This is a genomic window from Hyalangium versicolor, assembly GCF_020103695.1.
Classification (GTDB): Bacteria; Myxococcota; Myxococcia; order Myxococcales; family Myxococcaceae; genus Hyalangium; species Hyalangium versicolor.
This window is the reverse complement of record NZ_JAHXBF010000002.1, coordinates 594449-619029: the sequence shown is the minus strand read 5'-3', so window position 1 is coordinate 619029 and position 24581 is coordinate 594449. Positions and strand designations below refer to the sequence as shown.

Below are 24581 nucleotides of genomic sequence, written 5' to 3'. Positions count from 1 at the left end.
GCGGGCTGCCCGGGCCGAGTGCTTGCCGGGCAACCGTTGCGAGCGTTCAGCTTCCAGCGCCCATCGTGGCGATCTCGATGAGCAGCGGCCCCGGCGCGTGGCAGTAGAACCTCAAGCCGCCGCGCATGTCGGCCAGCGGGGAGACCCTCTCCACGCCGCCCTGCGTGAAGCGCTCGTGGGCCTCACGCACGGCCTGCTCCGATTCCAGGTGGAAGCCGATGTGGAAGTCTTGGGGGTAGTCCGTGGGGCTGTCCTTGCGGAACTTGCTGATGACCAGCAGGAAGCCGCTCTCGTCCCGGAGGATGGACATGGCGTCCTTCCCCTTGGTGGCTTCGACGCGGAAGCCGAGGAATTTCTCGAAGAAGTCACGGGTGCTGCTCACGTCCGAGACGAGGAGATCCAGGTGATTCAGTCGCATGGGGTCCTTCCAGAGGTGTGAGAAGTGAAGCGGTCCAGGGGACCGGCCGTGTCTCGGAAGGGCTGCGTCTGAGGCGAGGAACAAGGCACCTGCATGAACAACCCACCCGAGAGCCCTGCGTGAAGGCGCAGGGATGCCGTGTCGTGGGTTCTCGCGCAGCGCGCGGAGCAGAGCTTCCCGCTGGGAAGGGACCGGGCTCACCGAAACCAGTCCTGCCTTTTCCGACCCCTCTAATCTAGCTCTGGAATCCCCGGAAGTCCAGAGGATTGTCTGTCCAGTGGGCGACGAAAGCCGGACCCCGGGTGAAGAAGCCCCCTCCTGGAAGGCGGGCGAGGATCTGCCTCCCGGCCGACCGGCCTTTCCACCGTGGGAGGTAGGAAGCATGGAACCTTGGGAGCCTCCCCCAGGAACCGGGTCCACGTGGTACACAACGGGTTCCTATGCACGCAGCGCTCGAAGTCCTCCTCGCGGATGGCGTGATTGATGAGGTTGTCGCCCGCCTCAAGAGTGGCAAAGAGGCGGACGTCTACATCGTCACGCATGGTGGCCAGTACGTGGCGGCGAAGATCTACAAGGAGCGCACCCAGCGCAACTTCAAGAACAACGCCGGCTACAAAGAGGGCCGGCTGGTGCGCAACAGCCGCACGCGCCGCGCGATGGAGAAGGGCAGCCGCTTCGGCCAGGAGGCCGAGGAAGAGGCGTGGAAGACAGCTGAGTCCGAGGTGCTCGGCAAGCTGCACACCGCGGGGGTGCGAGTGCCCGCGCCCGTGATGTTCTACGAGGGCGTGCTCCTGATGGAGCTGGTGGTGGACGCCGAGGGCCAGCCCGCGCCGCGCCTGGTGGACGCGCTGCTCACGCCGGAGCTCGCCAACGAGCTCTACCGGGATCTCCGGCAGCAGGCGGTGAAGGTGCTCTGCTGCGATCTCATCCACGGAGACCTGAGCGCCTACAACATCCTGCTGGGCGCCAACGGGCCCACGATCATCGACTTCCCGCAGACGGTGGCCGCGGCGGCCAACAACCGCGCGGAGTTCTTCTTCCGGCGGGACCTGGACAATCTGCGCCTGTTCTTCGCCGGGTATGACCCCAGCCTCCAGGGGCGCGGGGGCGATGCGGCGGAGATCTGGAAGGCCTACGTGCGCCGCGAGCTGACGCCGGACTTCGAGCCCAGCGGCCGCTTCGTGCCTGATGCGCGAGGGCCTCGGGCGGGAGGGCGTCCCGGAGGCAGGTCTCACGGAGAGGGCGGCCGATCCTCCCCTCCCCGCGAGCGGCAGTACGCTCCGGTGCAGGAAGCTCCCGCGGCCGCGGCTCCCGAGGTGGAGGACGAGTTCGCGCTGCTGCGCCAGGGCGGAGGCGAGCGGCCCAAGGTCGCCCAGCTCGCGCGGAACGGGCGGGGCGGGGATCGCTCGCACCGGGGAGGCCCAGGCGGTGGACCTCGCGGCGGTGGTCACTCCGGACGCCCGAGTGGAGGCGGCAGATCAGGCCCTCCGCAGGGGAAGCGTCCTCCTCACGCGGGAGGAGGGCACGGTTCCCATCGCGGAGGACCTCCTCGGAGTGGCGCTCCCATCCAGCAAGGTGGACAGCCGGCCCGCGAGGGACAGGCGCCGCGCGATGCGAATGCTCCGCAGGGCGGGCCGCCTCCGCAGAACGGGGGCCATCCCCGGCATGGCGGACGCCCTCCGCACGGCAGGAACCCCCGGCACGGTGGAAACGCTCCGCAGGCGGGCCACGCCCAGTCAGCGGCCGGTGGGCAGTCGCCGAGAGGTGGAGATCGCCCCGCACGTGCGCACGACTCCCGCCCACCCCGAGGCCCACGTTCCGAGGGCGCTCCTCGCAACAGCGAGGGGCAGGGGTCTCATGGAGGCCGCCCGCAGCGCCAGGGTGGCTCGCCGAGGCGAGGGGCCGGTCCCGTGGTCACCTATGTGTCGCGGAACGCGGGAGCCTCCAGTGGTGGCTCCCCCGAGGAGTCCTGAGCCGCGAGGGTCCCGCCGTCAGGCCGAGGGATTCGAGGGCGCCTCCTCGCGTGGCTTCCGAGGAAGCACCACCGTGAACGTGGCCCCCTGTCCTGGCGTGCTGTCGACCTGGATGCGCCCTCCCATCGCCTCCACGATGGTGCGGGTGATGTAGAGGCCGAGTCCCAGGCCTCCATAGTGCCGCTCGGACACGGCGCGTTCGAAGCGCTCGAAGATGCGGGAGAGGTTCTCGGGCGCGATGCCGATGCCCTCATCCTTCACGCGCAGGATGGAGTGGCCCATGTCCGTTTCGAGCTGGATGCGGATGGGCTTCCCCGCGCCGTACTTGATGGCGTTGTCCACGAGGTTGGTGATGACCTGCTCCAGGCGGAGCCGGTCCCAGGTGCCGAGGACGGACTCCGGGGCCTCCAGCACGAGCGTCGAGCCAACCCGGGCCGCCTCGGGTTCGTGGCGTCCCGTGACTTCGCGCGTGAGCACTCCCAGGTCCATCTCCTCGAACTCCAGGCGGAGCCTCCCGCCGGCAATCCGGGCCACGTCCAGCAGATCACTCACGAGCTCGGAGAGCTTCTTCACCTGCCGTGAGCCGACGGTGATGTAGTCCTCCACGGCCTTGCGGAAGGGAGACTCGGGCTGCCGCCGGGCCTCTCGGCCGAGCATCTGCAGTTTCAGGCTCAGCGGAGTGAGGGGCGTCTTCAGCTCGTGGCTCGCGATGGAGAGGAACTCGTCGCGCAGGCGGATGGCCTCCTGGGCGCTCCGGTACAGGAGCGCGTTCTCCACGGAGAGGGCGGCGCGCCGCGCGAGCTCCTCCAACAACTCCAACTCCACCTCCGTGTAGCGCCGGCCAGAGCGGGAGGTGACGAAGCTGAGCACCCCCAGCGAGCGCCCGCGCACCACCAGGGGCGCCGCGATGAACGAGAGCGGACGGGCGCTGGCCAGCACCTGAGCGAACTCCTCGGTCTGCGAGCTCTCCCGGAGGAACTCGGGAGTGAGGATCGGGATGAGGAACGAGTGGCCTTGTTGGAACGCCAGGAGGATCGGGGACTGGGAGCTGAGCCCGCCGGTCGTCGTCCGCAGTTGCTGCACCTGGAGGGCCCGCTCGGAATCCTCGGGCGAGGCGCACACGGTGGCCACTCGCTGCAGGGTTCCATCCGGCTGGGCCAGATCGATCACACACCAGTCCGCGAGCATGGGCACGGCGAGCCGCGCCACGTTGCTCAAGGTGGACTCGTAGTCCAGGGACGAGGCCAGCACGGCGCTCGCCTCGGAGAGGAAGCGCGCGTTCGCCTCCGCGCGCCGCAGCTCCTCTTCGACGCGGCGATGCTCGGTCCTGGCGCGCACGAGGTCCGTGACGTCGAAGCCGAAGGTGGCGACGCCGTCGATCTGACCCCTCGCGTTCCGCGTGGGCTGGTAGACGAAGCTGATGAAGAACTCGCGCTCGGTCCCGTCCTGCAGGGAGATCTTCACGGGCATCTCCTGGGCGTGGAAGGGCTCGCCCGTCGCGTAGACGCGATCGAGCAGCGCGACGAACCCCTGGTCCGCCGCCTCGGGGATGGCCTCGCGCAGCGGCTTGCCCAGCACCTGCCGGTGGCCCAGCGCCTCGTCGTTCAGGGGGTTGGACAGGGTGTAGATGTGGTCCGGTCCGTGGAACAGGGCGACGTGGGCGGGCGCATGGATGAACAGCTCCCTCAGGCGGGCTCGCTCGGCCTCTGCATCGAGCCGGGCCTGGCGCTCGCGCAACAGCAACTCGGTCCGCTCGGCGTTCGTTTGCCTCAGCTTCACGTTCAGCCGGGTGATGGCGGTGGCAATCGCCGCGAAGAGGATCAGCGAGGCTCCGACGTCCTCCTGAAACTTGAAGGAGTGGAAGGGCGGGAGGAAGTAGTAGTCGACAGCCAGCAGCGACAGTCCGACGGAGAGCAGCCCCGGGCCACCGCCTCCCCACCAGCCGGACAGCATCACCGCTCCGAAGAACAGGATGAACGGTGTGGGGTGGATGAGCTTGCCGAGGAGTTGCTGGAGGAGCAGTGCCGCCAGGGTGCTCAGGACGGCCATGCCATAGCGAGCCAGCGGCGATTCAGAGAAGCGGCGGAGACGCGCGAGCCGGGGCGCGGACGCCGGCGAGGGAGCTGGAGCTGAAAGTTCGCGCGTCGGCACCAGAGGGAACTCCACGCGGGGGCATAACACCTCGGCTCTCCCTGGAGGACCGGCATTTTGCCCGTGCTACGGATTCTCAACGTCTGCCGGGCGGGGCTTCTGGGAGTCCGCGAGTCCGCGTCCTACTTCCGCAGCAGCGTGCCTTCGAAGAAGAAGGCGGCGCACGCGGCGACGATGAGCCACGTCCACAAGGGAACCTTGGGACGCTCGGCGTCGCTGCTGGAGGCCTTCACTGTCTCCTCGCCGAAGTAGGCGGTGAGCGTGTCGGAGGGGAGGCGGGTGAGATCGCTCTCGGCCGGGTCCAGCGTCACCGGGAAGTCGAGTGCCTGGAGCGGCTTGCCGTCAGCGGCCAGCACGGCATGCAGGCCCGGCTCGAGCAGGGGACCCACCACCACCGTTCCATCCTGCTGCGCCTTCACCGGTAGCTCCGTCCCATCCGGAGCGCGCACCCCAGAGAGGGTCTGTCCCACTTCGGGCCGCAGCGTCACGGATTCGCCCACCCGGACCCGCTGCTCCTCGCGCTCCTCCAGCGAGCCGGTGAGGTACGCGGCGAAGCGCTGCATCAGCGGCAGGAAGCTGGTGCGGATGGCGAAGTCGCTCCAGTCCCGGTCCACGGTGCTGGTGAAGAGCGCCACGCGCCCCTTGCCTCGCCGGGCGACGGCGACTGCCGGTGCGCCATCCTCATAGGTGGCCAGCACCTGGCTGCTTCCGGAGGCGCCGGGGCTGTCCGCCTCCAGCAGCATGTACCGGTAGAAGCGGGCGCCCACCAGGCCCTCTTCGGCGCGGCCGGTGAAGGGAGAGAAGAGCGGGTGCTCCACCTGCACCTGTGCCAGCTTCGCCGCCTTCGAGTCCGCGTCGGGGTCCTCTCGCTCCACGCTGGTGCGTACGTCACGCAGCGCCCGAGGCAGCAGCGGGCCGAGTGCCTTGTTGTACGCCATCGGATCCACCCGGTCGCCCATGCTCACGAAGAGGCCTCCGCCCGCGTTGACGAAGGCGGCCAGCCGCTCCGCGTCCTCCTTGCTCGGGGCGGGGACGTTGAGCAGCAGCACCAGGTCATAAGCGGAGAAGTCCTCACGCAGGCCCGCATCCGTGTCGCGCATGGAGGCCTCCACGGGCGAGCCAGGGGCGGACAGGGCGGCTTCGACGAAGAAGGCCTCGTCCCGGTAGCGCGTGGCATGGGGCGAGCCGTTGACGAGCAGGGCCTTGAGCGCGCGCGGCACCGGCAGCACGAAGGGGCGCGCGTCGTCGTCCGGCAGCGCATCTGGCGCGAGCGTCACCGCGCCCTCCACGGTGCCACCCTGGGGGAAGCGCACCGTGAGCGTCTTCTGCGCGGTGCCGTTGGCGGGCACGTCCACGAAGCCCTTGGCCAGGGTGGACTCGCCCACGCGCACCGCGGCCTCGAGGTCCTTCACCGCCTCGGGGTTGTAGTTCTTCACCGTGAAGGTGAACTGGAAGGCGCGAGGCCCGGCCTGGAGCGCAGGCTCCACCTTGAGATCCACCAGCGCGTGGTTGGGTAGCGCCTCACGGCCCGAAGCCGCGTCTCGCAGCACCACCTCCGGCCGCACCAGCTTGCCGGTGGGGTCCTTCACAGTGGGAGCGGGGGCTTCCAATCGGAAGGCTGCGGCCGTCATGTCCGAGATGAGCACCAGCCGCTTGCCCGGGGTGGGGTTCTCCTCGAGCGCTCGGGCCGCCATGTCCATGCAGCGCGAGAGGTCCGCGACGCCATAGGTGGGGCGGGCCTCGTCGATGATGGCCCGCAGCCGCGTGCGATCGAACCCGAGCGGCGGAGGCGCGGCGGGCGTGGCCGTGCACACCAGCACGGTGGAGGGCTCGTCGGCCTGCAAATCCTTGAGCGCGTCGCGAGCCTCATCCCGTCCGCGCTCGAAGAGCGAGGTGCCATCCGTCCACCGCATGGAGAGCGAGGCATCCAACACGACAGCCGTGGCCGCCGGACCCTTGGCCACCGCGGCGGCCTGCGCGTCCTGCCGCAGCTCGGGCCGGGCGAGCGCGATGGGGATGGCCAGGAGGATGAGGGTGCGCAGCGCGTACAGCAGCAGCCGCTTGAGCTTGAGCCGGCTGGCCGTGCGCTTCTGGCTGCGCAGCACGAAGGCCATGGGCGGGAACGGGTGGGGCCGAGGCCGCCGCCGGTCGAACAGGTGCACCAGCAGGGGGATGAGCGCCCCAAGCGTGCCCCAGAGCATCAACGGGTTGCCGAACGTCACCGCCGCCTCCCGCGCCGTGCCAGGAAGCGCAGCAGCACCTCATCCAGCCGTTCGTCGGTTCGCACCAGCTCGTAGTCCACGTCCGCCTCGGCGCAGGCCGCCTTCACACTCGCGAGGAAGGCACCGAACTCCTCCAGGTAGCTCTCTTTGATCTCGCGCGGGTTCACCTCGATGCGGGCGTCCCCCTCCATGTCGAGGAAGAGGGTCGGATCATCGAAGGGGAAGGTCAGCTCCGCGGGATCCACCACATGGAAGAGGACCACATCGTTCTTGCGCTGGCGCAGGGCGAGGATGCGCTTGAGGGCGTCCTGGCGATCATCCAGCAGGTCCGAGAGGACGACCACGGTGGAGCGGCGCGGGAGCACCTCGGCCAGGTGGTCCGCCACGCCGGCCAGATCCGTGGAGCCTTGGGGCTGGGTGTGCTCCAGCGCATCCAGCAGCACATTGAGGTGTCCGGCGGAGGCTCGCGGCGGCACATCCTGGAAGGCATCGCCCGCCATGACGGCCAGGCCCGCGGCGTCCTGCTGGCGCACCAGCAGGTAGCACAGCGCACCGGCGAGGATGGTGGACACCTCGAGCTTGGAGAGCGCCCCGCTGCGGTAGCCCATGGAGGCGGACGCATCCACCACCATCACCGAGCGCAGGTTCGTCTCATGCTCGAAGCGCTTGATGTAGTACTTGTCGAACTTGCCGTAGGCCTTCCAGTCCAGGTGGCGCAGCTCGTCGCCGGGCGCGTACTCCTTGTGTTCGGCGAACTCCACGCTCTGGCCCTGGTGGGGGCTCTTGTGGAGACCGGACAGCACGCCCTCCATGACCGCGCGGGCGCGCAGCTTCACTCCTTGCAGGCGGGACAGCGTCTGGGCGTCGAGCAGCGCCATGAGCGTGGGCGGCTATCCCTTCACCGTGGCGACGAGCTGATCCACCAGCTTCACGGAGGTGATGCCTTCGCTCTCGGCGGTGAAGTTGGGCAGGACGCGGTGGCGCAGCACGGGGCGAGCCAGCGCCTTCACATCCTCCACGGTGGCCACGAAGCGCCCGGAGAGGATGGCGCGGGCCTTGGCCGCGAGCACCAAGTACTGGCTGGCACGCGGACCGGCTCCCCAGGACACGTTCTTCGCCACGAAGTCGGGCACACCCGGCTCCTTGGGACGCGTGTGGCGCACCAGCTCCACGGCGTAGCGAACGACATGATCCGGCACGGGGACGCGGCGCACCAGCTCCTGCAGCGCGAGGATGCGCTGGGGCGAGAGGATCTTCTCCAACTTCGGCTGGGCTCCGCCGGTGGTGCTCTTGACGATCTGCACCTCTTCCTCGGCGGTGGGGTAGCCCACGTCCACGAGGAACATGAAGCGGTCCAGCTGGGCCTCGGGCAGTGGGTAGGTACCCTCCTGCTCGATGGGGTTCTGCGTGGCGAACACCAGGAAGGGCAGGTCCAGCGGATAGGTACGGCCGCCCGCGGTGATGCGGTACTCCTGCATGGCCTGGAGCAGCGCCGCCTGCGTCTTGGGCGGGGTGCGGTTCACCTCGTCCGCGAGGATGATGTTGGCGAACAGCGGGCCCTGCACGAAGCGGAACGCGCGGTGCCCGGTGGCCTTGTCCTCCTCGAGGATGTCCGTGCCGGTGATGTCCGAGGGCATCAGGTCCGGCGTGAACTGGATGCGGTTGAAGGAGAGGTTGAGGACGTCCGCCAGCGTGGAGATGAGCAGCGTCTTGGCCAGACCGGGCACGCCCACGAAGAGACAGTGGCCTCGGCTGAAGAGCGAGATGAGCAGGTGCTCGACGACGTCCCGCTGACCGACGACGCGCTTCTCGATCTGCTCGACGATCTGCGCCCGGGCCAGGGCGAGCTCCTCGACGGCGCGCAGGTCCTCGGTGGGGAGGGACTCTGGCGCGGTGTTGGGGGTGGGGGCGGCACTTTCCATAAGTCGGTTCTCTTAACCGGGGTAGGGCTCGGGAACCATCGGTTTCCGCAGCCTCCGTCCACGGCGGACGTGGACGGGGAACCCCCCAGGAAGGCTCGTATTCCGACCGTTCAGCCGGGCGGGGGCCCCGGGTATTCCGAGCCTGGGTGTCTACCCTCCGAGGGGAGGGGGCAGGGCATGCCGAGCCTGGAGTGTGCCACGGGACAGACTGCTTACGTTCAAGGGTCCCATCTTCCAGGGTGGCTTGCGGAGGGTCGGAGGGACGGGGGCTGGAGCGTGCATGAGGCGTGAGACAGGTGGAAGAGGCCGCTGGGCGGCGTGGCTCTCGATGGCGACTCTGGTGCTGGGGGCGGCGGCCTGCGGGGGTGAGGCACCCACGCCCACCCCCGAGGAGCCAGGTGGTCCATCAGGACCCATGGTGCCGGCTCCCAAGCCGGAGACGCCCGAGTCCCTTCCTCCCGAGCAGGTACCCGAGGACCCCACGCCCCCCGAGCAGCCTCCCGAGCAGACGACGCCTCCCGCGCCCGAGCCCTGGTCCTACCAGTTGGGCGGGCCGCAGGATGACACGGGGTGGGACGTGGCGGTGGATGGAGCGGGCCACGTGTTGTGGGTGTGGGCGTCCACGCTGCGCGAGGACGAGGATCGCGATCCGGTGGAAGGACAGCAGCGCGTGCTGACGCTCTCGCGGTACACGGCGGAGGGCGAGCCTGAGTGGACCCGCGAGTTCCCACGAGCTCGGATCTCGGAGCCGCGCGTCGGGGCTTCAGGGGACGGCGCGGTGTACCTGATGGGCAACGCGTTCCTGTACCCGGTGGATCTGGGCCTGGGAGCCGCGGAGGACGGCTTCCTGGTGCGTTTCTCCTCGGCGGGCGAGCCCGAGTGGCAGCGGCGCGTGGGCCAGAAGGTGCACGGCCTCACGGTGGGGGCTGCAGGCGAGGTGCTCGTCTCCGGCGAGGAGTGGACGGAGGATGCGCACGTGCCACTGCTCACGGTCTACGAGGCGGACGGCCGTGTGCGCTGGACGAGGACTCTCGATGGCGCTGCGGAGGGCAGCGAGTTCCGAGCGGTGGCGCTGACGCCGCAGGGGCGCATGGTTCTCACGGGGACGATCGAGGGCGTGCTGGAGCTGGATGATCAGCGGTTCGGGACGGAGGGCACGCGGAGCCTCGCCGTCATCGCGTTCGAGCCGGATGGGACGCTGGCGTGGGGACACGTGCTGAGCGGCGTGGACGGCCGCGTCACCGACATCACCGCGAGGGCGGATGGCTCGGTGGCGGCGGCGGGTGAGAGCCAGGGCGCGATGAGCTGGGATGGCACCACGTTGCCGGATGGCGGGCCGTTCCTGCTCACCATGGATGCCCAAGGGAGCGGATGGCTGCGGCGGCCGGGCTGCGATGCCCTGGGGCTCGTGCCCTCGCTGTCGGTGGGAGGCTCGGGCCAGGTGATGGTGGCCTGCGGAAGCAGGCTCACTTCCTTTGCTTCGGATGGGACTCTTCAGGGGGAGCGGGTGCTCAACCCCGAGTCCTGCGAAGGCGGTGCGTGCACGCTCACGAGCACGGCGATGACCGCGGGAGCGGGAGGCAGCTGGCTGGTGACGGGGTACCAGCGTGACGGCGTGACGACTCACGACTGGAACCAGGAGGCCTTCCTGCGCCTCCTGGTTCCTTGAACAACGCTCGGCCTTCAGGGACTCAGACCGCGGGAGAGGCCCCGATGGGCTCGGGGATGCCGCGGATGCGGTGACCGAACCGGGTGCGGATGGCCGCGCCGAAGGCGACCAGCGTGGCCAGCGTCATGGCCAGCGGGCCGATGGCGGGGATGGAGCCCACGGCCAGCAGGATGAGCAGACCCAGCGCCAGCACCGCCGCCTGTGTCTTGCGTCCGCGCAGCACTGGCACCCTCAGGCCAATCTCGCTGGCCAGCACCGACAGGCCCAGCGCCGCGACGATGGGCACCGCCAGCCACAGCGCCACCACCACGGGGATGCCGATGAGGGTGATGGCCAGCACCACGGTGATGGGGATCAGCGCGATGAAGCCCACCAGCCCCGTGAGCCCGCTCTTGACGGGCTGGCGGGTGATCTCCGTGGACAGCTCCTTCATGCGGGCCGGGAAGAAGAGCTGCCCGAGGAAGCCCAGGCCGAACAGCGCGGCGAACCGGAGGATGAACCCCACGAGCCCTCCGCCCACCGAGGAATCTTCATGCTCCTCGTGCCCCGCGTCGTGCGTCACCATGGGCTCCTCCGCGCGCTCCTGCTTCTGGAACTCCTGCTTCAGGCTGTTCGCGACCTCGCCGGCCACCATGGCGCCGATGTGCCCACCGCCGAAGGACTCGGTGCTGCCCTCCACCGACGCGCCCTCTTCGCGGATGACCGTGCCACCGATGGCCGAGACGTCTCCCTCCACGGAGGCGCCCTCGTGCAGGATGACGTTGCCGCCGAACGCGTTCGCGTCTCCCTCCACGGTGCCGTAGATGTCCAGGTTTCCGCCGAAGGCGACCGCATCCTCCTCCACGTGGCCCTTCACCGTGAGGTTGCCGCCGTAGACGACGGCGTTGTCCACCGAGTCGCCCTCGCGCACCTCCAGCGACTGCCCACGGGCCACCACATCCTGATCCTCGCGGTTCCGGTGGTGGGTCTTGCGCATCTCCGCGCGGACCCGGTGCTGGATCTCTCTCGCGTCCCCGTCATCGTCCGAACTCAGCGGCATCGAGGGCATGGACGGCATCGAGGGCATGGACGGCATCGAGGGCATGGACGGCATCGAGGGCATGGACGGAACTGCACTCGCGGCCTGCTCCGCCACGGTCTGGGGCCGGAGCGTGAAGATGGAACCATCCTGGTCCAGACGCAGCGAGTAGGTGCGAGCCACGGTGCGCAGGGCCTGCTCGGCGGAGATGCCCTTCAGGTGCACCTCCACCACGGTGTCCATCTCTCCGGTGGCCAGGAGGTTGAGGCCTCCCTCCTCGGCGATGCGCTTGACCGCGTCCCGGAGCGAGCCTCGGAAGTTCACGTCGACCGTCTTCACCGAAGGTGCGGCGGAGGGTGACTCAGCGGAAGGGGACGGGTTCTGCTGGGCGAGCACCACGGGCGCACCGAGCAGCAGGGCAGGCAGCAGGAGGCGGGAGGCAATCTTCATAGGGCACCTGGACGAGTTCCCCAGCCCTCGGCTCCCGGAGACCCGGGCAGGCGGCCGAACTGGAGGAGCGAGAGCGTTCGCTTCCTGTCCTACGGGGCGCATTTCTCCCTATTGCGCTTGGCATTCTCGGAAAGACGTGTCACACGGCAGGTACCGCACGCTCAACGGGTGCGGCATCCGGCGCAATTTCAAGAAGCCGGACGAGAAAGAAGAGAAGAAAGTAAATGGCAACCGGTACCGTGAAGTGGTTCAACGACGCGAAGGGCTTTGGGTTCATCATGCAGGACGGCGGGGGTGAGGACCTCTTCTGCCACCACACTGCGATCCAGACCCAGGGCTTCCGTACGCTGCAGGAAGGTCAGAAGGTCGAGTTCGACGTCGCCCGTGGCCCCAAGGGCCTGCAGGCGCAGAACGTTCGTCCGGTCTAGTTCCCGCGTCTAGACCTCACAACAGGCTCGGTCCCCTTGGGGAGACCGGGCCTGTTTTCTTTTGGGAGCACGGCGGCCTTCTGCTGCCGCCACGCTCGACGCCCTGCGTCAAGTGCCGATGAGCAGGGTCGTGTAGGTGACGCTGGCGTTGTCGATGCGGTAGGTGGTCGCCAGGCCCGCGTTCTCCCGGACCCGGAAGCGCAGCCGCACCGTCTTGCCTTGGTACGCCGTCAGGTTCACGGTGCGCCGCTGGTAGCCCTTGAAGGTCTCACCGCCGCTGATGTCCGTGTTGGCGGGGATGGTTTCGAGCACCTCCCACGCGCCGGACGGGAGCACCTGCACTTCTATCTGAAGGGTGTCGGTGCCGCCGGAGTTGTCCTCGGTGGTGTCGATGTCGAGCCGGTAGCTGAGGCGGGCGCTCAGGAGATCCGTCGGCAGGCCGATGATCTGGCTGAGGGAGCTGTCGTGCACGACCCCCTGTCCTCCGAGCCGGCCGTAGCGCGTGCCGAGGAAGGCCCGGGAGACGCCCTCGCTGTCGGTCCCCACGGAGACGGAGCCGCTGAGCACCCAGGACGCGGTGCCCGCCTCGAAGTCACCGTTGGCCAGCACCTGCTTCGCGCCCTTCAGCGTCAGCGGAACGGAGGCGGACTGCCCGACAACCGTTCCGGCGTTGTCATACACGCGGGCCACGACGGACGTGTTCCCGGTGGGCCAGTCCTTGATGGACGCGAGGGCAGTGAACGCCGGGCCGCTGAGGCTGGCGGCCTTCACCACGCCACCCACCACGTACTCGACGCGATGGATCCGCTCGGGTGCATAGCCGCTGAGCCCTTCGAACTCGAAGCGCAGGGTCTGCTCGTCCTCGTGCAGCACGAGGCTCGGGGGATTGACGATGACCGGCGCGGAGTAGGTGAGGCTGACGTTGTCGACGCTGTAGTCCTCGCCGCCCGTCGCCGCGTTGGACACGAAGCGCAACTGCACGGTGTGGCCTCGGAACGCGGCCAGGTTGAACTGTCCGCGCCGGTAGTGGCGGCCTGCGGTGAAGTACTTCACGTCGTCCCGCGCATAGGAGGCCAGGTTCGTGACCGTGCCGGTGTTCAGATCCTTCACCGAGACCGACAGCAGGCCTGCATCCGTCGCATCGGGCTCGACGCGCACCCGGTAGCTCAGCGGTGCGGACGTCGCATCGGCGGGGATGGTGACGCTCTGCGTCAGGCTGTCACTGGCGCTGAAGACCGCGTTCCACGATCCCATGAAGGGCACCGGTCGTTTACCAGCCTGCTTGCCGATGACGCCGGAGGTGGCGGTCCAACCAGTGGCGCCGGACTCGAACCGTCCGTTGGTCAGCAACTGGTTTGCACCGACGAGGATGAGCGGCAGCGACGTGTTCGCCGTCTTGAGCTTGCGGTCCACCGCGGTCACGGACACCGGGCGCGAGCCCAGGCTCAGCGTGCTGATGTCGAGGTAGGCCTCGTGCGGAGAGAAGGTGGAGCTCTGCTGGAACGCGCCGATCTTGAAGTCCGTGCGGATGACGCCCGTGTCATCAGAGACCGAGGAGACGACGAACACCGTGCCCTCGCCCTCGTCCACGGCCTCCAGGTGGGCGTCGAGGATCTCCGGCGCCGAGATATCGGTTGCCAACTGCCCCACGCCGACAGCACCGAAGGCATCCTTCACGGCGTTGTGGACGCGGGAGCCCTCTCCATAGATCTGCTTCGCGGCCGCCAGGTAGGCCGCGCGCAGCTGGGTGAAGTCCGGATCCTCTGGCAGGTAGGCGGTGGTCGCCAGGAACCACAGCTCGCCGGCGCGATCCGCGCTGATGCCCGCCATGCCATTCGGCAGGTAGCTGCTGTACAGCGTGGAGGCCGTATCGCTGACCGCGCCGTGTGCCAGGAAGACGAAGGCGTGGCCGTAGAGCGTGCCAATCACGTGCACGGGTTCCTGGGCGATGGTCGATTTGAAGTACCGGATCCCGTACCGGGTTTCGCCCTGGCTGTTCTTCTCGCGATAGTGCTCGGGGTCGACCATGCGTGAGCGCCAGTTCCAGCTCGCTCGGGTGTCCGGGATGAGGAAGCCCAGGCCCTGGTGGCCATACGTATAGAACTCGACCAGCGAGCCCATGACGTCGCCATGGCCTTCGTTGAGGCCTCCGGCGATGGAGCCGTCCGACGAGCCCAGTTCGTATAGCCACAGGCCATGGCCCAGCTCATGTCCCACGACGTCGAGCTGCGTATGGGGCGGGGTGTTCTTCCCGTCGGGACCGGAGCCGTCCAGGCCGTCGCCGAAGAAGGGTTGCTTCCAGTAGTTGCTCCAGTGGGCATCGCTGTAGTTGTGCCCGTAGTGGACCCGGGCGTTGACCGGGGAGTTCTTGCCGTCCAGGCCCTTGCGGCCGAACACATTGCGCAGCAGATCCCACGAGCGCTCGACGCCGTAGGCCACATCCACGGCCGCCGTCTCTCCGCGCGCGCTGGTGGTGCTGGTGCCGTCCTCGAACTCGAGGCCATCACCCCACTCGTTGTCCGGTCCCCAGTACAGGAAGGAGTCCTCTGCCTTGCCGCTGGTCCCGTTCCTCAGGTCCCGGATCGAGTTGTTTCCTCGATAGGGATCGTACAGCTCGTGGCGGACGGCGCTGGTGTTGTAGCGGGTGCTGAGGTCGACATCCCCGTGGTGCTGCGAGTGGCCCAAGCTCGTAACGGGTTGTCCCGCGCCGCTCTGGTCCCTGCGCTGGGCCAGGATGCGGCCCGTCGTCGCGTCGATGATGACCCGGAGCGGCTCTTGCGCGAGAGCAGGACTCTCTGACTCGGCACTGCTGCCGCCCTCTGGCGTCGTGTCATCCAGGGAGTACGTGTCGGCGGCGCGCGATGGAGAAGGGGCGGGGATCTCTCCCGTGGGAGGGGGCTCTGGCGGAGCCTCCGGCTCGTCGGGCGCTTCCACCGCGACCTGCGCGACGTAGACGAGGCGATACCCGGTGACGTCCCGGAACATCTGATCGCTGTTGGTGATGCCTCCGGCGGCGTCGGGCTCGAAGCGCAGCACCTCGATGGGCTGGATGGCCAGCTCCACCTGGGTCGTGAGCGCCGCGCCCGGGACAGCCCCGAAGGCCTGCTCGGCGATGGTGCGGGCCTGGGCCTCTGGGACGGTGGGGGTGGTGGCCATCGAGAGGCCTGGCGCGAGGTAGGGCGTGTTCGTTGCGCTTGCTGCATCGCGGTGGGCGATGAGGCCCACGCCCATCACGCGCAGGCCTTGGTGGTATTGGCGGAAGCGGAAGTGGGCTGTCCCATAGGGATCGATCTGGGCCTCCGTGAGCTTCAGCTCGTCATTGGGTCCGAGGCCCAGGCGGGTACGTCCGCTGTTGAGCTCCTCCGTCACCTGCTTGGCCTGGAGTTCCAGTGTCTGCTCAAGCCGGTCCCGCTCGGCGGGAGTGAGCTTGGGGCGCAGTGGGGCGTCCGTATCGATGGGGTCAGGCGTGGTGGCGGTGGGTGTGGAGGTGGCGGCGCGGCCGGTGTGGCTCATGCCCAGCATGCACGAGAGCGTCAGCAACACGCCTCCCGTCCGAAGCGCCCTGTGGGGGCGCCGGTGGGGTTTCCTGGTGGTCAAGTGGGTCTCCTCCCGCTTCGCGGCGGGGTCTGGTGGAACGAGGCTCTCGAGAGCCTTCACCTGTCCAGACGCACCTGCCGCGAAGAGTTCCCGAGGATTTTTCGTGGGTGCCCGCGGAGGAGGATGCGCTTCGATGCCCCGGAGCTCGAGGACTCCGGGGCGAGGCGTGGGCGTCTGCTACCGCCGCGTGGGAGGCGGAGGCGCGCGGCCCACCTGGTGCAGACCCTCCGCGGTGTCGAGCGCGAGATCGCCGAAGGTGTTCCACCGCTCGATCTGCTGGTCACCTTGGGGGACGCCTCCGCCGGGCGGCGGGTCCGCCACATCTCCGTTGCACGTGGGAAAGTACCGGCCCGTGATGGGCAGGGGATCGGTGTTGGAGGAGCCCACGGTGGGAGCCTCCTCCTCAGAGAGCACGATGATGGGGGCGGTGTACACCGTGACAGGCACACCGATGCCATAGGCAGCGCCCAGGAAGCGCGGCGTGAGCGCTCCGTCCAGCCCGCGCAGCAGGAACACCACGGTATGGGTGTAGGCATCCACGCCCGCCGCCCAGAATCGCCCGTTGTCCTGGCAATAGCTCACCACCAGGTGGGTGTAGCCGCTCAAGGGCAAGGACGAAGTGGGGGTGTAGTCCCGGATTGGAGGGAGCGGCGCGGACAGCGCGCTGCGCGTGGTTCCCAATTCCTCGGTGTCTGGTCCGGCGACACAGCTAATGGCTCCCCAGATGGCCAGGCTCATGAACAGCAGCAGCTTTCTCATGGTTGATCTCCCCTTCTCATTCGAAGGCCAGCACGGCGCGCACCCACTCGGAGCCGCCGCGCTTCAGCCACTCCACACGCTCATCGCGCAGCGCCAACGCCACGGGCTGGCCTGACTGGATGCGGGCGCGCACGGCCTCGAAGAAGCGCGCGGCCTGCGCGTCCGGGACATCCACAGTGGCTGCCAGCACCGCGCGGGCTCCGGCTTCCAGGAAGGCCACCGGCAGGCTGAAGGGCTCGTGGGGCGCGGGCCCCGTGTACGCCGCGCGGCATGCGGCGAGGATGACCAGGGGCGCGCCCTCCAGGTGCCGGGCTCGGACTTCGCCCGCGGTCAGCGCGTAGCGCCCATCTGACTCTGGTGCCAGCACCAGCAGCGAGGCGTCCGAGACGTCCGGGTTGATCAGCCCATGCGCGTGGATCTCCACCTCGGTCGCACGAGTCATCGCTTCGATGACGTGGCTCGGTGTCGCCGCGGCGCCGGAGAGGAGGATCCCTCCCGGTGGCGGCGCTCCCCAGACGCCGAGCGGCGCGAGCGACAAGGCGGGAGGGGGTTCCACGTCGGCCACCACGAGGCGGCGCGGGGGCAGCGCGGTGGGTGCCGTGGGCGAGGGGTGGGGCAGGAAGTAGCTCCAGGCGATCTCCGGGGGCAGCAGCCCGGCCCGCCCATGCAGCGGTGGCCGAGCCACCACCACCACGCGCTCACAGGCCCGCAGGGGACGGAGCATCTCTTCGGGGATCAGCCCCTCGACGCTCTCCAACGGTTGGGTCCGACTGGCGTCATAGTGCCCGCGGAGCTGTCCATCCTGCCCGCGTGCGAGGAGCAGCGTGCGTTCGTCATCCACCGTGGCGCTCAGGACGCAGCGCTCCGGCAGGGGACCACCGAACTCTTCGGAGACGAGTTCGAGGGCCCGGTCGAACTCCTGGGCCTTCCCCGCCGCGAGCATCAAAGAGGTGTAGCTGTAGGCTCGTGCCTTGCGGGCCGCGACATTCCAGTGAGGGAGCTGCCTGGCCTCCGAGATGGCCCGGTGGAGCAGGGTCTCTCCCGCGGCACGGTCCTGCTCGATGAGGAAGCGCCCCTCGATGTGAGTGAGGAGTGCGAGCTGTCCGGCCTCCATGCGTCCGGAACGGCGAAGCGCTGACAGGCCCTGCGTCAGCCGCTCGGCGTCTTGGGGAGCAGGATGCATGCGGGCCAGTTCTGCCAGCACCAGCGCTCCATTGGAGGTCAACGCTCCGGGGCACTGGAGCGCCGTGTTCATGTCCTGGCGTGCTGCCTCGATCTCCAGCGCGTTGAGGTGCGCCGAGGCGCTGTTCGCGAAGACGAAGTTCCGCAGCTCACAGTCCTTGGGTTCGCGGGCCAGGACTTCCTGCAGGTATGCATGGGCCAGCGAGTGCTGCCGACGGAAGCGGGAGCTCTGTGCCAGCTCGAGCAGTGCCTGGATTTCGAGCGACCAGGCCTTGTCCTTGCGGGCCCACTGCCAGGAGGCCTGGGCATGCTGAGCCGCCTCCGCCGGCCGGTGGAGCTGGAGGTACAGCGTGGCCAGCTCCCGCTCGACTTGCGCGCAGCGGTAGGCCACCGGGCTCTTCTCGCAGAGTTTTACCGCGGAGAGCAGTCGCTGTTCCGCCTGGAGCAGCTCTCCGCGTTCCACCAGGGCCTTGGCGTGCTCGTGCTCCGAGAGAAGGAGGAACCACGGATCGCGCGTGGTTGTTGCCAGGCGTTCGTACTCTTCGAGGTGGGCGGCCACCGCCTTGGCATGCAGCAGTGCACCCAGGAGCAGGTCCTCCTCTCGTGCGGCCCTCAGCCGATCGAGGAACGCCGGGACTCCACCCGGCACGGGCTCCCGGCGAGCCAGGTGCGCGTAGTTCTCCGCCAGGGGAGCGCGGCGGTTCAGGTCTCTTGCCTCGGTCTGGCGCACGGCATCCCGCAGCACCGTGCCGCCATCGAGTGCATCCAGCGCCTCGGCCACGGAGAACAGCGCTCGGACCTGCTCCACCGTGCGCGCTGTGCGGAGCGCGTCATAGAGGTAGAGCCGGAACACGCCGGGATGGCGCTGGACCTCGTCCGTGGAGGGCACGGCGGTGTGCGCCATCATCGCGGCTCCGGCCGAGAGAGCACCTTGCCAACCCTCACGCTCCCGTTTGCTCCGGTCTCGCAGCTCCCCCGCACGGCGCCGGGCCTCGTCTGCCCAGCCTGGCTCGTTGAGGACGGCGACGGCCTCGAACTGCTCCGCCGCCGCCAGCTCCAGGCCCAGCTGTGCCAGCGCCAGCGCTCGGTTCCACATCGCCTGCGCGTGCTGAGGTGTCCTCGTCAGCACTCCGTCCAGCCGCCGCAGGGCCTCGGGCACGTCGCCGCGCAGCAGGTCCACCCCGGCCCGGTCTGTCTCTACGTCCGGAGAGTCTCCGGCACGCGCGAGGTACGCGGCAGCCGACTCCGCATCCTTGCGCAGGAGGTACACCGCGGCGATGCCCCGCATGTCTCCCGCCTCCTCCAGTTTGGCCATCTCCTGGAGCGGAGCCGGAGCCTGGGGGGCCGAGTGTTCCGAGCGCATCGTCTCGTAGGGCCGCCAGATGTCCGCACCGGGGTAGCTCGAGCGCAGCTCGATCGATCGCGTGGGAGCCCCCATCATCCACAGCAGCTCCGCTCGCGGGCCGTCCGGGCGGGGCAGCACGAGCAGGAGCGCTGCGGAGACCATCGCCGTGGCCAGCACCGCCAGCCCACCATTCCGGGCGTACCGGTTCCATCGGGGCCGGAAGGCCCGGGAGCGCTTGTCCGCGGGGGCCGAAGGACTCACGGGCTCGGGCGAGGAGTGGTCCTGCGCCAGCGCCTTGAGCTGGAGCAGCCGATCCAGTTCCTCCTGGCACGCGGCGCAGGTGGCCAGGTGGAGCCGAACCTTCTGGGCCTCCTCGGGCGAGAGCTGTCCGTCCACGAGCGCGTGGACCCGCTGGCATGCTTCAGTCACGAGCCACCTCCGCTTCGCCTCCCATCAATGGGGCGAGCAACTCCCGCAGGCGTTGCCGGGCGCGGACCAGCCGCGTTCCAACCGTGGGGCGGGCAATCTGGAGCTGGCGGGAGATCTCCTCATAGGAGCGGCCCTCCAACTCGTGCATCTCGTAAACGCGACGGAAGTCCTCTTTCAGCCCGCCGAGCGCCGAGCTGAATTGAGCGGAGGTGATGGTGGCCCACGCGGGCTCGGGACCCGGCTCTGGCGCGGGGCAGGACTCCGCCACTTCGGGCTCCAGCGGGCCCTCGCGCTCGGCTCGAGCCCTCAGACGGCGGCAGCGGTCAAGGAAGAGGTTGCGGAGGATGGTGAACAGCCATGCGCGGAGGCGCTCCTCGGAGGGAGGCAGCTCCGCGCTGCGCAGCGCTCGCTCGAAGGTATCCTGGACGAGATCCCTCGCATCCGTCGGGTCCCCGCACAGGTTGCGGGCCACCTCGAGCAGCCCCGGTTCATACGTGGGGAGCAGCTGCTCCAGGCGGAGCTGTACCCCGTCGCCGCGCGCCTGCACGGGAGCGCTCGTTCGGGCGTCACGCTCTTGCTGTCTCTGCCGCTGAGTCAAGCATCGCCATCCATCGTTGGCCTTCACCCGTCCAGACGCACCCGCCGGAAATAGTTCCCGAGGATTTTGGACGGATTTTCCGCCACCTCCTTCACCCGTCGGTGGGGAGCTGCAGCGGCTCGATGCGGGAGAAGGCGTCGAGGATTGCGCGGGTGATGATGTTGCGGCCGGTGAGCAGTCCGCTGACATGGCCTCCGCTCAGGTAGCGCAGCTCCGCGCCGCGCCAGTGTTGCAGCACCCGCAGGGTGGAGGCGGAAGGAACGAAACCATCCTCACGTGCGGCAAGGAGGATGGCGCGGCGGGGATTCGGGAGCGTAGGAACCTGGGGGATGGAGAGCCGCTCGAGCAGCTCGGCCAGCCGCTGGCGCGCCGCCTCCGCGCCGCCACACGTTCGTCCCAAGGTCTCCCAGTCGGGAAGGGCGGACAGCACCCCCTGCGTGAACACGGGAGCCGCTGAGTGCGCAGCGGCCATGGGGATGACGGCCGCCGGCAGCGGGAAGAAGCACGCGGCATACGCGGCCATGCTGCCTCCCATGCTGTAGCCAGCGATGCCCACCTTGGGATGGCCTCGCGCCAGCAGCCAGCCCATCAGCGCCACCGCCTCCACCGCGGTGGCCCGGAACATCAGCAGCAGATCCGCCACCGTGCGCAGCGCCTCGCCCTGCTGTTCCGGAGGGCGGCGCGACCCGTAGTAGGGATTCTCCAGCAGCAGCGCTCCCAGCCCCTGGGAGACGACGCGCCGGGCCAGGAACCGCCGCTGGCCGTAGCCATGGTCCCCCGAGGAAGCCAGGAAGACGCAGACCGGAGGCAGTGCCGTCTCCTCCTTCAAAGGAAGCAGCAACTGGAAGCGAGCCTCGGCACAGGACGTAGGGAGAGGTCCCACCGCTGCGGGGCTGGCGAAGCGCCCCTCCTGAACCCGCATCCCCCACTGCCGCCGGGAGGCGCTCAGCGTCACCTCATGCAGCTCCGGCAGGGCGAAACCCTGGGGCCCCTCGGACAGCCGCTCCAGCAGGGCCTGTGAACCCCACCCTTCCGAAAAGAAGCGAGGCCGACGAGTGACCAGCCTCGCGGCGAGCGAGTCCATCCAATGCATGGGGGAGTCCCTGGGGCGCTTTCACCTCAGGAGGGTGAGCCGCCGCTCCAGTCCCTGGGGTAATACCTACCCTGGGACTCTGTTTGCTACAAAGTAAGATTCAGCGCTTGAGTCGCGCACGAGGATCACTTCACCCGAAACAGCGTACATCCCGAAGATTGTTGAGGAAAACGGCGCTCCCCCTTTTCGGGATCCAAATCGGCACCATCTGTTCAAGACTGAGAGAAACTCTATCTGGGTCACGCCCACCCCATCGTTTGTGAGACTTCCAGCGATAGTGGCCTGATATTCAGGGGTCCGTCTGCCCCTTGGGAAAGAGTCACAAAAGACCCCCTGTGTCTTTTGAGACCCTGCATTCCAAGGAGGGCCAATGAGGGATGGGCGCCTGCATTCGAGCCTGCCATCGCCCCTGGAATATCCGCTCAGGCTGGAATTCCATTTTTCCGCGTTCATTCCGAGTTCCAAGAGGGCAAGAAAAGGGGTGGGCTGGCTCGCGAGCTGTGAGAGGCTGAGTCGCCCGGGCGGCTCCCAGTGCGTGACGCGCTGCTGCAATGCGCGTTCTCGCAGGGGGGCACGGTGATTGCTAGCTCAATCCTCACCGCGCCGGCCCGCGCGTTCAGCCGCACGCCGTTCGACATCATCGACTTCTCGGAGGGCACCATGCGCCGTATCGCCATTATCGGATCAGGTCAGGCAGGACTCCTTACGGCGCACGCGCTGCTCAAGGCCGGCTATCAGGTGACGCTGTACTCGGACCGGACCCCAGAGCAGTGGCTGCACGAGAGCAAGCCCACCGGCTCCGCCACCCGCTTCGATCTCTCGCTGCAGTTCGAGTACGAGCTGGGGCTGAAGTCCTGGGAGAACGACGCACCCTGGGGCGATGGCACGCACATGACGCTCTGCCCGGTGCCGGGCAACCGGATGCTGACGCTGGCGGGCCGTCTGCGCCGCCCCTTCCTCGCCATTGATCTCCGGATGCAGAGCCACGCGTGGATGCACGAGCTCACCGAGCGCGGTGGCAACGTCGTCATCGAGTCGGTGACGGTGGATCGCCTGGAGCAGATCGCCGCCGAGAATGATCTCACCGTGGTGGCGACGGGCAAGTCGGACCTCACCCAGCTCTTCGAGCGGGATCCGGTTCGCAGCGTCTACGACAAGCCCCAGCGTCACCTGGCCATGGTGTGCGTGAAGGGCCCGGTGATGGGCTTCGACGGCATCCCCATGCTGCCCATCAAGCACAACGTCATCGGTCCGGTGGGTGAGGGCTTCTGGATCCCCTACTTCCACAAGGATGTGGGGCAGAGCTGGAACCTGGTGTTCGAGGCCCGCCCGGGTGGCCCGATGGACCGCTTCGGCGGCCTGAAGGACGGCGAGTCGGTGCTCGAGGTCGCCAAGCAGGTCGTCAAGGAGTTCGTCCCCTGGGACTACAAGTGGCTCAAGGACGCGGAGCTCTCCGACAAGCACGGCTGGCAGGTGGGAAGGGTGACGCCGACGGTGCGCAAGCCCGTGGGCCGTCTGCCCTCGGGCCGGCTGGTGACGCCGGTGGGTGACACGGCCATGGCGTTGGATCCCATCGCTGGCCAGGGCGCCAACAACGGCAACAAGATGGTGCGCAACCTCGTCGAGTGCATCATCGCCCACGGCGACCGCGCCTTCGACGCGGAGTGGATGACGACCACCTTCGAGAAGTTCTACGCGCGCCACGGGCACATGACGTACACGTTCAACAACATGCTGCTCGAGGCGCCCACGGCGGCCACGAAGGACTTCCTCTTCGCCCAGTACGGCAGCGACGCGCGCTTCGACAACAACAGCGGCGCGCAGCTGCTGGCCAACGCCTTCGTGGAGAACGCGAACGATCCGGCGCTGCTCACGCCGTACCTGCAGGACCGGCGCAAGATGCACCAGTTCATCGAGAAGACGACGGGCCGCCCGTGGCTGCGCGCGGTGGCCAGCGGCGCGATGAGCGTGGCGCTCGAGGAGTTTCGCCAGTGGCGCGGTCTGGAGCCGCGTCACCCGCTCGTTCACGAGTACAAAGTCGCCGCCTAACCGGCCGGGTGGAGCACCACCGGCAGCACGGTAGGACCGCGGACGATCAGCGAGGCGTTCCACTCGATGGGCGCCTCGCCGGGTGAGAGCCGGCTGCAGCGGCTCAGTAGCGCCTCCAGCCCCAGGCGCCCCTCAAGCTTGGCCAGGTGTGGCCCCAGGCAGAAGTGGGCGCCGTGCCCGAACGGCAGGTTCTGCGGGCCGGGGCGATCCAGCACGAACGTGCCGGCATCCGGGAAGATGGACTCATCCCGGCAGGCCGAGCCCACCAGCGCCAGCACCAGCTGTCCGGGCGGCAGGTGGACGCCACCCAGCTCCACCTCGGCCATGGTCACCCGCAGGGCTCCATGCACGGGCGGCTCGTAGCGCAGCACCTCGTCCACGAAGCGGGGCAGCAGCGAGAAGTCCGCGCGCACGCGCTCCAGCACATCCGGCCGCTCCATGAGCAGGCGCACCGAGTGCCCCAGCAGGTACACCGTCGTCTCCAGCCCGGCCACGAGCAGCAGGTAGAGGAAGCCCAGCAGCTCGCGCTCGGTGAGGGCCTCGTCGTCCACCCGGGCGCGGAGCAGATCGCTCACCAGGTCCTCGCGCGGCTCGCGACGGCGGTCCTCCAGCACCTCCTTGAGGTACCGCTCCATCTCGTTGACGGTGTTGCGCATCTCGGACTGCAGCGCCACATCATCCGGCGCGACGGCGCCCATGCTGACGATGTGATCGGACCACCGCTTGAAGTGCGAGTGCAGCGACACGTCCAGGCCCATCAGCTCGGCGAGCACCACCGCGGGCAGTTGCAGGGCGAAGGACTCGACGAAGTCCACGGGCTGGCCCAGGGGCAGCTCGGCCGCGAGCCGCTGGGCGTGGGCGCGGATGCGCGGCTCCAGCTTGGCGATGGAGCCAGGGCCGAACGCCTTGCTCACCAGCGTGCGCAGCCGCCCGTGGTTGGGCGGATCCATGACGAACATGGAGTCTGCGAAGGGGTTGTTGCGGCCCAGCCAGGGCGGCTGGACGGACTTGCCGATGGCCGTGGCGGAGAAGAGCTGAGGATTCTTCAGCACCTTCATCACGTCCTCATGCCGGGTGACGATCCACCGGTTGCCGGGATCTACCTGGCAGACCGGCTCGCGCTTCCGCAGCTCGGCATAGAGGGTGTACGGATCGGCTCGAACCTCGGGAGCCATCAAGTTGATGCGGTTGCTCATGTCTCCACCCGGGGGCCAGGAGGAGCCCTCGTCCTCCTGGGTAGCGGATGGAGGCTCCTCGGGGATGCGCGAGCCTCGCGGC

Annotated in this window: 16 protein-coding genes; 4 read left to right on the top strand and 12 right to left on the bottom strand. The window is 68.6% G+C overall.

The window, feature by feature from the left end; translation table 11 throughout:
* Nucleotides 1-46: 46 nt before the first annotated feature.
* Nucleotides 47-418 (bottom strand): VOC family protein, encoded by a 372-nt coding sequence (locus KY501_RS05985; RefSeq protein WP_224361552.1) that lies wholly within the window; start codon nt 416-418, stop codon nt 47-49.
* 440 nt (nt 419-858) lie between these two features.
* Between KY501_RS05985 and KY501_RS05980 the strand changes: the two genes are divergently transcribed.
* The gene (locus KY501_RS05980) at nt 859-2391 is read left to right on the top strand and encodes an RIO1 family regulatory kinase/ATPase domain-containing protein (protein ID WP_224361551.1); all 1533 of its coding nucleotides are present in this window, start codon (nt 859-861) and stop codon (nt 2389-2391) included.
* 18 nt (nt 2392-2409) lie between these two features.
* Here the strand turns inward: KY501_RS05980 and KY501_RS05975 are convergent, their stop codons facing one another.
* The 4 genes from KY501_RS05975 to KY501_RS05960 all read right to left on the bottom strand — a co-directional run bounded on the left by KY501_RS05975 (nt 2410) and on the right by KY501_RS05960 (nt 8686).
* A complete protein-coding gene (locus tag KY501_RS05975) occupies nt 2410-4542 on the bottom strand; it encodes an ATP-binding protein (RefSeq protein WP_224361550.1) in 2133 nt (710 codons plus the stop codon).
* A 122-nt stretch (nt 4543-4664) separates the two neighbouring features.
* On the bottom strand, nt 4665-6764 hold the full coding sequence (locus KY501_RS05970; RefSeq protein WP_224361549.1) for a BatA domain-containing protein: 2100 nt from the start codon (nt 6762-6764) through the stop codon (nt 4665-4667).
* The gene (locus KY501_RS05965) at nt 6761-7642 is read right to left on the bottom strand and encodes a DUF58 domain-containing protein (RefSeq protein WP_224361548.1); all 882 of its coding nucleotides are present in this window, start codon (nt 7640-7642) and stop codon (nt 6761-6763) included. The genes KY501_RS05970 and KY501_RS05965 overlap by 4 nt, the downstream gene beginning before the upstream one ends.
* A gap of 12 nt (nt 7643-7654) precedes the next feature.
* A complete protein-coding gene (locus KY501_RS05960) occupies nt 7655-8686 on the bottom strand; it encodes an AAA family ATPase (RefSeq protein WP_224361547.1) in 1032 nt (343 codons plus the stop codon).
* Between the two features lie 280 nt (nt 8687-8966).
* Between KY501_RS05960 and KY501_RS05955 the strand changes: the two genes are divergently transcribed.
* Nucleotides 8967-10355 carry a hypothetical protein gene (locus tag KY501_RS05955; protein ID WP_224361718.1) on the top strand — a complete coding sequence of 463 codons (1389 nt, stop codon included), beginning with the start codon at nt 8967-8969 and terminating at the stop codon, nt 10353-10355.
* 22 nt (nt 10356-10377) lie between these two features.
* Here KY501_RS05955 and KY501_RS05950 read toward each other — a convergent pair whose 3' ends face one another.
* A complete protein-coding gene (locus KY501_RS05950) occupies nt 10378-11823 on the bottom strand; it encodes a DUF8173 domain-containing protein (protein ID WP_224361546.1) in 1446 nt (481 codons plus the stop codon).
* Between the two features lie 224 nt (nt 11824-12047).
* Here KY501_RS05950 and KY501_RS05945 point away from each other — a divergent pair, with 224 nt between their 5' ends.
* On the top strand, nt 12048-12251 hold the full coding sequence (locus KY501_RS05945) for a cold-shock protein (RefSeq protein ID WP_011553379.1): 204 nt from the start codon (nt 12048-12050) through the stop codon (nt 12249-12251).
* 108 nt (nt 12252-12359) lie between these two features.
* Here the strand turns inward: KY501_RS05945 and KY501_RS05940 are convergent, their stop codons facing one another.
* From KY501_RS05940 to KY501_RS05920, 5 genes are all read right to left on the bottom strand, one after another.
* Nucleotides 12360-15848 (bottom strand): M4 family metallopeptidase, encoded by a 3489-nt coding sequence (locus KY501_RS05940; RefSeq protein ID WP_224361545.1) that lies wholly within the window; start codon nt 15846-15848, stop codon nt 12360-12362.
* Between the two features lie 177 nt (nt 15849-16025).
* On the bottom strand, nt 16026-16607 hold the full coding sequence (locus tag KY501_RS05935) for a hypothetical protein (RefSeq protein ID WP_224361544.1): 582 nt from the start codon (nt 16605-16607) through the stop codon (nt 16026-16028).
* 16 nt (nt 16608-16623) lie between these two features.
* Nucleotides 16624-19563: a CHAT domain-containing protein gene (locus KY501_RS53875; protein ID WP_224361543.1), complete on the bottom strand. Its 2940-nt coding sequence runs from the start codon at nt 19561-19563 to the stop codon at nt 16624-16626.
* Nucleotides 19556-20110: an RNA polymerase sigma factor gene (locus KY501_RS05925; protein ID WP_224361542.1), complete on the bottom strand. Its 555-nt coding sequence runs from the start codon at nt 20108-20110 to the stop codon at nt 19556-19558. Before KY501_RS05925 ends, KY501_RS53875 begins: the two co-directional genes overlap by 8 nt.
* Nucleotides 20111-20252: 142 nt before the next feature.
* A complete protein-coding gene (locus KY501_RS05920; protein ID WP_224361541.1) occupies nt 20253-21254 on the bottom strand; it encodes an alpha/beta hydrolase family protein in 1002 nt (333 codons plus the stop codon).
* 576 nt (nt 21255-21830) lie between these two features.
* On the opposite strand from KY501_RS05920, the gene KY501_RS05915 reads away from it, so the two are divergent.
* Entirely contained in the window at nt 21831-23303 is a 1473-nt protein-coding gene (locus tag KY501_RS05915) for a styrene monooxygenase/indole monooxygenase family protein (protein WP_224361540.1), read from the top strand.
* On the opposite strand, the gene KY501_RS05910 is transcribed toward KY501_RS05915, so the two are convergent.
* A complete protein-coding gene (locus KY501_RS05910) occupies nt 23300-24499 on the bottom strand; it encodes a cytochrome P450 (protein WP_224361539.1) in 1200 nt (399 codons plus the stop codon). The two genes, KY501_RS05915 and KY501_RS05910, sit on opposite strands and share 4 nt — an antisense overlap.
* Nucleotides 24500-24581: the final 82 nt, after the last annotated feature.